This window comes from Corallococcus sp. AB049A (assembly GCF_003668885.1).
Taxonomy (GTDB): domain Bacteria; phylum Myxococcota; class Myxococcia; order Myxococcales; family Myxococcaceae; genus Corallococcus; species Corallococcus interemptor.
This window is the reverse complement of record NZ_RAWL01000504.1, coordinates 1-5,751: the sequence shown is the minus strand read 5'-3', so window position 1 is coordinate 5,751 and position 5,751 is coordinate 1. Positions and strand designations below refer to the sequence as shown.

Genomic DNA, 5,751 nt, shown 5'->3' with positions numbered 1-5,751 from the left:
GCCCGGGGGCGGGTCGGAAGAGAACGAGGACTTCACCAACCCGGAGCTGGGCGTTCCTCCGGAACTCGAAGGGGCGGCTTTGGACGACAACAACCGGGACGGAAGCGATCTGCTCAGCGACCTGCCCCTGCAGGTGGCGGTGGAGCTGGCGCGCGTGCCCATCACGGCCGAACAGGTGGTGGGCCTGCGCACCGGACAGGTCCTCGACCTGCGCCGTGGGGCAGGGGAGCCCGTGGACCTGTCGGTGAACGGCAAGGTGGTGGCCCGGGGCGAGCTCGTGGAGCTGGAGGGGCAGCTCGGCGTGCGCATCATCCAGCTGAGCTGAAAGCGCTTTGCTCCCGTGCGTCACGAGGCAGGCGGGCAGGGAGGCGTGCCCGGGCCCGTGGCGGTCCTGACTCGGGTGCACTAGGCTCGCGCCCATCCATGGCGGTCCTCGGTCTTTCCTCCTCGCGCCTGTTGCTCGGCGCCGCGCTGCTCTTCGCGTCGCCCGCCGTCCTGGCGCAGGCGCCCGCGGCCTCCACGCCTGACGCCTCCGTGGCGGCACCGGCGCAGGAGGCGGCTCCCGCACCGGCCTCCGTCCAGGCTCCCGCGCAGACTCCGGCTCCTGCCGCGACGGGGGATGGCGCCGCCCGCGCGAAGCGCCACGCGGATGAGCTGGACCGCGAGCTGGGCATGGCCGAGCCCGAAGCCGACGCGGCGCAGGAGAGCCTGGGCTGGGTGGTGGTGCGCACGGTGGCGCTGCTGGGCGCGGTGCTCGCGGCCATCTACCTCACGCTCAACGTGGGCCTGCGCCGGCTGATGGGGCTGCAGGGCGTGCCCGTGGGCAAGGCGTCGGTCGTGTCGGTGATGGAGCGCATCCCGTTGGATCAACGGCGCACGCTCTTCGTCCTGAAGGCCGCGGACGAGTACCTGCTGGTGGGTGGCGGCGAGGGTGGCGTGCAACTGGTTTCGAAGCTGGACCGCGACGCCGTGGAGCGCATCCGCGCCGCGCGTCCGCCGTCGTCGCCGGTGTCCCTGAGTCCTTTCCTCCAGAAGCTCCTCTCCCGCCGGACCGGTGGCACCACGCCGCCGCCGGGCGTCTGAAGGCCGTCACGTGAACCGTTCGTCTCCCGCCGCCCGTCCGCTGCTGTTCCGCGCTCCGCCCTGGCTCTTCGCGGCCCTCGTGTCCCTGCATCCCTTCGTCGCGTCCGCGGCGAAGAAGGGGGGAGACTCGATGCCGGATGAAATGGTCAAGGAGGCGGTGAGCAGCGACTCCTTCACCTCCCGTCCGCTCATCCTCATCCTCGCGCTCGCGGCCATGTCGTTGGTCCCGTTCGCGCTGATGATGGTGACCAGCTTCGTGAAGATTTCCGTGGTGCTGTCCATCGTCCGCTCGGCGCTGGGCACCCAGCAGATTCCCCCCACCCAGGTCATCACCGGCCTGGCCATCATCCTCACCGTCTACATCATGGCCCCCGTGGGCCAGGAGATGTACCGGGCGGGAGGCATCGACATCTGGTCCCGGGGAACGTCGGTGTTCTCCTCGGAGACGGTGGGCACGATGCTGGGCGCCGCGGACAAGTCCAAGGAACCGCTGCGCGAGTTCCTGATGAAGAAGGTCACCAACAAGGACCGCACGCTCTTCTACAGCCTGGCGAAGAAGATGCGGAAGGAGGAGGACCGCAAGGACATCGGCCCGAACGACTTCATGGTCATCGTCCCGGCCTTCGTCGTGTCCGAACTGAAGGAGGCCTTCCAGATTGGCTTCCTGCTGTTCGTGCCCTTCATCGTCATCGACATGGTGGTGGCCAACATCCTGCTGGCGCTGGGCATGCACATGCTGTCGCCCACGACCATCTCCATGCCCTTCAAGCTCTTGTTGTTCGTGCTCGTGGACGGCTGGTACCTCATCGCCAAGGGCCTGGTCATCGGCTACCTGTAAGGAGCCCCGTACTCCCATGAATCAGCTCACGTTCATCACCCAGGAGGCGCTGTTCCTGGTGCTCGTGGTCTCCGCGCCGCCGGTGCTCATGAGCCTCCTGGTGGGCTTCCTCGTCTCGCTGTTCCAGGCCACCACGCAGATTCAAGAGCAGACGCTCTCGTTCGCGCCCAAGGTCGTCCTCGTCTTCGGCGTGCTCGCCATGACGGGCCCATGGATTGGTGGCCAGTTGCTGCGCTTCACCTTCCACGTCTTCGACCGCTTCCCGGCGCTCATCGGCAGATGAACATCGGCGAAGTCATGGCCGAGCTGGGCGCTCGGGTGAACCTGTCGGTCGTCATCTTCACGATGGCGCTCATCATGTGCCGCGTGATGCCCATCCTCATCTTCAGCCCGTTTTTGGGCGGCGAGGTCGTCCCCTCGGAGATGAAGCTGGGCCTGGGCCTGCTGGTGTCCGCGGTGATCTTCCCGTCCGTGGCGGACAAGATGGACAGGATTCCCCTGAGCGCGCTCCCGTACATCGGGCTGTTGCTCAAGGAGATCTTCATTGGCGTGGCGCTGTCGTACATCGTCAACATGGTGTTCGACGCGGCCCGCGTGGCCGGCACGCTGATGGACACCATGTCGGGCAGCAACAACGCCCAGCTCTACGTGCCGCAGTTGGGCACGCAGGTGTCGCTCTTCTCCAGCCTCAAGGTGCAGCTGTGCGTGGTGCTGTTCCTGTCGCTGGACGGGCACCACATCATCATCCGGGCGCTGGCGGAGAGCCTCGCCATCGTGCCGCTGGAGGGCTTCCCGCGCTTCAGCCGGGGCGTGTGGCCCTTCTTCGACCTGATGATCCGCTCCTTCTCGGACCTGCTGAAGATCAGCCTGGCGCTGGCCGGCCCCGGCATGGTGGCCGCGTTCGTCACCGACCTGGCCCTGGGCGCCATCAACCGCGTCGCGCCGCAGATCCAGGTGTTCTTCATCTCCATGTCGCTCAAGCCGCTGGTGGGCGTGCTGATCATGTTCATCGCCATCCACGTGGTGATTGGCCGCATGCAGCAGGAACTGGCCAACATGCTCCGCATGTTCCAGCACGCCATCCAGCTCTTGGCCTGAGCCGCCCCAAGCCTCCCGGGATTCCTCCATGTCGGACGAGAGTGGCGACAAAACAGAAGAACCGTCGCAGAAGAAGCTCGACGACGCGCGCAAGAAGGGCCAGACCTGGAAGAGCAAGGACCTGACGGGCGTGGCCGTGCTCGTCGCTGGCCTGGGCATCGTCAAGGGGACCTGGGACACGGTGGAGCGGGAGATCTCCACGCTCTTCCGCTTCAGCTTCGACGCCATCGCCCACTCGGACGACCTGGCGCTGGCGACCACGCAGCTGCTCTACATGGGCGTGCGCACGCTGCTGCTGCTGACGGTGCCCATCGTGGCGGGCGCGGCGGTGCTGGGCGGGCTGATGGACTTCCTGCAGGTGGGGTCGCTCTTCACCATCGACCCGCTCATCCCCAAGTTCGACAAGCTCAACCCCATCGCGGGGTTGAAGAACATGTTCTCCAAGAAGTCCTTCGTGGAGCTCTTGAAGAACCTCATCAAGATCTCCGTCGCCGCCTACGTCGTCACCGGCGTGGTGCGCGACTCCATGCCCCTGGTCATCGAAACGGTGCGGCAGGACACGCAGGGCATCATGGCCATCCTGGGAGAGATCATCTACCGGGTGTCCGTGCGCATCATCATGCTGTTCGTCATCTTCGGCGTGTTCGACGTGTGGTGGCAGCGCAAGTCGTTCATGAAGGACATGATGATGACGAAGGAGGAGGTCAAGAAGGAGTACAAGTCGAGCGAGGGTGACCCGCACCACAAGGCCAAGCGCAAGGAGCTCCACCACGAGATCATGGAGGGGGCCCAGATGGAGGCGGTGAAGGACGCGAGCGTCATCGTCACCAACCCGGACCACGTCGCGGTGGCGCTGCAATACGACCAGAACAAGGACGGGGCGCCGCGGGTGCTGCTCAAGGGCATGGACGCCAAGGCGGAGCGCATCAAGGCGCTGGCGCGCGAGGCGGACATCCCCCTCTTGCGCAACGTCCCGCTGGCGCACGCGCTGTTGCGCGTGGAGGTGGGCGAGGAAGTCCCGGAGGAGCTCTACGACGCGGTCGCCGAGGTGCTGAACTTCGTCTACGGGCTCAAGCAGCAGCAGAACGCGGCGCCGTCAGCGCGCGCCTGAGGAGGACGCCATGGCCAGCGACGAAGAGGCGGACATCGCCATCGCCATCAAGTACGACAACAAGGCGGACGGCGCCCCGCGCGTGGTGGCGAAGGGAATGCGCCTCAAGGCGGAGAAGATCCGGGAGATCGCCAAGCAGTACGGCATCCCGGTGATGCGCAATGTGTCCCTGGCGCACGCCCTGTACCGGGTGGACGTGGGGCAGGAGGTCCCCGAGGAGCTCTACGACGCGGTGGCGGAGGTGCTGAACTTCGTCTACGCGCTGCAGCGAGAGCAGGCAGGCGGACGCTGAAGGGGGCTGGACGCGCCCCCCCCACCTGTATTGAAGTCGGCCCACCATGGCCAGAATCAACAATCAGCCCCCCAGCACCGCGCTTTGGCCCTGGGGAGGTCCCCGCAGCGTCCGCGAGCGGCTGGTGGACCCGTCCCAGCTGGACCGGGCGAAGAAGCTGCGCAAGGCGGGCAACATCAAGAACCCGTCGCTGCCCTCCGCGGCGCTCCTGGACTTCATCGGTCCGGCGCACTCGTCGGAAGAGCTGCGGCTGCCCCTGCCGCCCCACCCGGGCGGTCACGACGCGGACCTGGAGGGCTTCAGCGACCGGCCGCACCTGGCCAGCGTCGCCGGCCGGGGAGATGACGGGCAGCGCCGCATGCTGGAGCGCGGCCTGGCCAAGGTGAACGCGCCGCCGGAGCGCCTGGAGCGCCTCAAGGCCCTGCTGCAGCGCGAGTCCGCCATGCTGGGCCTGGTGGACCAGGTGAGCGCGGAGTCGCAGGAGATCATCCGCCGCATGTGGGAAGAGCAGAAGGACGAGGGCTACTGACCCATGGCGGCGCTGGACCCCGAGGATCCGCAGGACGAGGCGAAGCTCACGGCCCTCCTGCAACGCTGGGCGGAAGGGAAGGCCACGCTCCGGGAGGTGCGCGGCTATTCCAACGACGAGCTCTACGCCATCGCCAAGACGGCCTACTTCTTCTTCTACCAGGGCCGGGTGGCGGAGGCGCGCACGCTCTTCCAGGGGCTCTACGCCATCAACCCCACCGACGTGTACTTCGCCAAGGCGCTGGGGGTGGTGGAGATGGCCGCCGGCAACGGGCAGGGCGCGCTCGCCGCCTTCGACGTGGCCGCGAAGCTGGCCCCGCAGGACGCCGCCGTCTACGTGGGGCGCGCGGAGGTGAAGTTGGCCTTGGGACAGAAGCCGCAGGCGCTCGAGGATCTGCGCCGCGCTGCCGCCATGACGCCCGCGGATGATCCGGTGGTGCGCAAGGCCGGCGCCATGGTGACCGCCCTCACGCGGCGCTGATCCGAAGGCGGGCCCGTTCCAGCCGGGACGTTGGATGTGGAAGCCCAGTAAACTCTGTTAGGCTCGATTCATTCACCTCAACCGATGGAGAGGTTCATGGCCCCCCCCAAGAAGGAAGTTCCGCAGCTGCCGCCGGAGCCGCCGGAACTGACCGCGAAGCGCGAGAAGCTGCTGGTGGATCTGGACGAGCAGTCCAAGGCCGCGACCGGCGTGTTCCAGCAGGTGCTGCGCAACATGCGCAAGCTGGTGGCGTCCTCCGCCCCCACCGCGCCGCTGGATCAGCAGCTGTACACGGACGTGAAGGACGCGCTCACGCGCTT

Annotated in this window: 9 protein-coding genes and 1 pseudogene; all 10 read left to right on the top strand. The window is 67.2% G+C overall.

What is annotated here, in order from left to right:
- Positions 1-325, top strand: a 325-nt coding sequence (locus tag D7X55_RS34660) for a FliM/FliN family flagellar motor switch protein (RefSeq protein ID WP_233610247.1), incomplete at its 5' end; no start/stop codon positions are given.
- A gap of 98 nt (positions 326-423) precedes the next feature.
- Positions 424-1,083, top strand: coding sequence for a flagellar biosynthetic protein FliO (locus D7X55_RS34655; RefSeq protein ID WP_120552731.1), 660 nt, complete (start codon positions 424-426; stop codon positions 1,081-1,083).
- A gap of 10 nt (positions 1,084-1,093) precedes the next feature.
- Complete coding sequence (gene sctR, locus D7X55_RS34650; protein WP_120552732.1) at positions 1,094-1,921, top strand: type III secretion system export apparatus subunit SctR; 828 nt, start codon at positions 1,094-1,096, stop codon at positions 1,919-1,921.
- A gap of 16 nt (positions 1,922-1,937) precedes the next feature.
- Entirely contained in the window at positions 1,938-2,204 is a 267-nt protein-coding gene (gene sctS / locus D7X55_RS34645; protein ID WP_120528175.1) for a type III secretion system export apparatus subunit SctS, read from the top strand.
- Positions 2,201-3,019 (top strand): flagellar biosynthetic protein FliR, encoded by an 819-nt coding sequence (locus tag D7X55_RS34640; protein ID WP_120552733.1) that lies wholly within the window; start codon positions 2,201-2,203, stop codon positions 3,017-3,019. Before sctS ends, D7X55_RS34640 begins: the two co-directional genes overlap by 4 nt.
- A gap of 28 nt (positions 3,020-3,047) precedes the next feature.
- A complete protein-coding gene (gene sctU / locus D7X55_RS34635; protein ID WP_120552734.1) occupies positions 3,048-4,130 on the top strand; it encodes a type III secretion system export apparatus subunit SctU in 1,083 nt (360 codons plus the stop codon).
- A 10-nt stretch (positions 4,131-4,140) separates the two neighbouring features.
- Positions 4,141-4,422, top strand: a complete 282-nt coding sequence (locus tag D7X55_RS34630; RefSeq protein WP_014398415.1) for an EscU/YscU/HrcU family type III secretion system export apparatus switch protein — start codon at positions 4,141-4,143, stop codon at positions 4,420-4,422.
- Positions 4,423-4,468: 46 nt separating this feature from the next.
- Complete coding sequence (locus D7X55_RS34625; RefSeq protein WP_120552735.1) at positions 4,469-4,951, top strand: hypothetical protein; 483 nt, start codon at positions 4,469-4,471, stop codon at positions 4,949-4,951.
- Between the two features lie 3 nt (positions 4,952-4,954).
- A complete protein-coding gene (locus D7X55_RS34620) occupies positions 4,955-5,431 on the top strand; it encodes a SycD/LcrH family type III secretion system chaperone (RefSeq protein ID WP_120552736.1) in 477 nt (158 codons plus the stop codon).
- 96 nt (positions 5,432-5,527) lie between these two features.
- Positions 5,528-5,751: pseudogene (locus D7X55_RS34615) on the top strand (hypothetical protein); the annotation flags it as partial.

Bases quoted from the DNA above. Each gene is read 5' to 3' on its own strand.
- D7X55_RS34655 (WP_120552731.1), top strand. From the start codon at position 424: ATGGCGGTCCTCGGTCTTTCCTCCTCGCGCCTGTTGCTCGGCGCCGCG.
- sctS (WP_120528175.1), top strand. From the start codon at position 1,938: ATGAATCAGCTCACGTTCATCACCCAGGAGGCGCTGTTCCTGGTGCTC.
- D7X55_RS34640 (WP_120552733.1), top strand. From the start codon at position 2,201: ATGAACATCGGCGAAGTCATGGCCGAGCTGGGCGCTCGGGTGAACCTG.
- sctU (WP_120552734.1), top strand. From the start codon at position 3,048: ATGTCGGACGAGAGTGGCGACAAAACAGAAGAACCGTCGCAGAAGAAG.
- D7X55_RS34630 (WP_014398415.1), top strand. From the start codon at position 4,141: ATGGCCAGCGACGAAGAGGCGGACATCGCCATCGCCATCAAGTACGAC.
- D7X55_RS34625 (WP_120552735.1), top strand. From the start codon at position 4,469: ATGGCCAGAATCAACAATCAGCCCCCCAGCACCGCGCTTTGGCCCTGG.
- D7X55_RS34620 (WP_120552736.1), top strand. From the start codon at position 4,955: ATGGCGGCGCTGGACCCCGAGGATCCGCAGGACGAGGCGAAGCTCACG.